Annotated in this window: 2 protein-coding genes and 1 pseudogene; all 3 read right to left on the reverse strand. The window is 69.7% G+C overall.

Translation table 11 applies throughout. From position 1 onward, the window contains the following. Nucleotides 1–85: 85 nt before the first annotated feature. Nucleotides 86–229 (reverse strand): annotated as a pseudogene (locus ACWGH4_RS34795) (DUF6000 family protein); the annotation flags it as partial. A 57-nt stretch (nt 230–286) separates the two neighbouring features. Next, nucleotides 287–1,051, reverse strand: a complete 765-nt coding sequence (locus ACWGH4_RS34800; RefSeq protein WP_453467875.1) for a glutaminyl-peptide cyclotransferase — start codon at nt 1,049–1,051, stop codon at nt 287–289. Between the two features lie 292 nt (nt 1,052–1,343). After that, nucleotides 1,344–1,478: a hypothetical protein gene (locus tag ACWGH4_RS34805; protein ID WP_453467877.1), complete on the reverse strand. Its 135-nt coding sequence runs from the start codon at nt 1,476–1,478 to the stop codon at nt 1,344–1,346. Nucleotides 1,479–1,814: the final 336 nt, after the last annotated feature.

Below are 1,814 nucleotides of genomic sequence, written 5' to 3' on the forward strand. Positions count from 1 at the left end.
GCCTGGCACCTCGCCCCAGCCACCACATAACGAAGAGGGGCCATCCGGCCTCCGGCCGGACAGCCCCTCAACAAGATCTTCATCAGTCTTCTAGGTCCCGTGTGAACTTGGTGCGTTCCGGCTCGGTCATGCGCCTGAGAGGGCCGCCGAGTTTGAGATAGCGCCTGCCGGGCGTGACGTAGCGGTGGATCAAAGCGAGCAGCTCGGGGTCCTCGTTGGCGTGACGCATAGCCGCATCCTGGTACGGGGCGAAGCTGTTCGACCATTGTTTTCTCAGGGGCACTGCTCAGCGGGGGACGAAGGTGACGTGGAACATGCGGGGCCAGAGTTTGCCGGTGATCAGAAAACCGTCGGTTCCCGGTACGGCGGCGATGCCGTTCAGTTGTTCGGCTCCGCGGCGTTCGGATGCGGTCAGGAGTCCGGCTGCGTCGATGTGCGCGGTCACGTCACCGGTGCGCGGGTCGATGCGCAGGATCGTGTCCGTCGTGTACACGTTGGCGTACACGAAGCCGTCGGGCGCGCACTCCAGTTCGTTGAGCCCTTTCACGGGCCTGCCGTCCCGGCGGACGTTGACGCCGCCCGTCTCCGTGAAGGAGTCGGGGTCGCGGAAGGTGAGCCGGTCGGTGCCGTCGCTCATCACCAGCCGTCCCCGCCCGGCGGTGTGTTCGTGGCACAGGCCCCAGCCTTCGCCCCGGTAGCCGAGTCGGCGACGTTCCGCGAGGGTGGTCGGGTCTCGCTCGATGGCAATGCCGTTACGCCACGTGAGGTGCCACAGCTTGTCCCCGGACAGCGTGATGCCCTCGCCGAACAACGGCGCGGGAAGTTCGACGTACCGGGTCGGCGGCTTGCCCGGCGGTCCGGCCCGCAGGGAGGACCGGCCGACCAGCCCCGTGCTCTCGTAGAGCGTGGCACCGCGGAACTCCAGACCTTGGGTGAAGGCTCGGGGATCGTGGGCAAGGGTGTCTCGCACCACCGCCCGCAGTAACCGGACCCGAGGGGCGGCGGCCACATCGCCGAGCGCGGTCGCCGTCGCCCGTCCACGGGCAGGCATGCGGCCGTGGTCGGCAGGGGCGGAGGTCGCACGCGAGGCACCGTCGGGTCGGACGGCTCCCCCCGGTTCGGCCGGGCCGAGGAGCAGCGCCCCCACGACTGCCGCCACCAGCACCCTTGTGCGGTTGCCACAGCCGGCCCACCCTCGGCACGCGACGGCACGCCCCGTGGTTGTATCAGTGGCCCCGGATGCCTGCGACGGCCCCGGTGGCCTCCACCGCGCCGCCCTCACTGCTGCGCCGGTTTCGGCTGCTGTCCCTGCCCCACGAGAGGCTCCCTTCCAGGTCCGTCGCTCAAGAGGCGGACCCCATGGCGCTCGGGCACCGGTCGTGGGCCGGGGTGATGCCCGTGGCGAACGGCAGCGCGAGGCCCAGTCCCATGACGGCGAGGAAGGAGCTTGTACGCCGCTTCGGCCCTTGAGTACGCATGTTGTTCTCCTGTGCTGTGGAAATCTGCGGTTTGCTGCCGGCACCGTGCATGCGACGGCAGCGCGGATCTGTCCGGGAATGCCGAACGGACAACGTCTGGAGGTGTGGCCGGATACGCGGCGGACGCCTGCCTCACCTGATCGCCTCAGCGGTGGCCCCGTCCAGGTCACGCATACGGCGCACCCGGGCCCGGCGTGCTCGGCAGGCACCCCCGTCCGGCGCTGTGCGATTGCGGCGGAAGGTCGCGGGACAGGGCGGGCGGCAGGGTCTCGCCGCCTTCCGCCCGTCGGCTGGAAATGCCCGCGTGCATGGAGCACGCGGGTTGCTAGAGAATTT

It is taken from the genome of Streptomyces sp. NPDC054847 (genome assembly GCF_053610925.1).

What these genes read in the sequence shown, in the direction of transcription:
- ACWGH4_RS34800 (WP_453467875.1), bottom strand. Translation starts at nt 1,051, where the DNA reads ATGCCTGCCCGTGGACGGGCGACGGCGACCGCGCTCGGCGATGTGGCC.
- ACWGH4_RS34805 (WP_453467877.1), bottom strand. Translation starts at nt 1,478, where the DNA reads ATGCGTACTCAAGGGCCGAAGCGGCGTACAAGCTCCTTCCTCGCCGTC.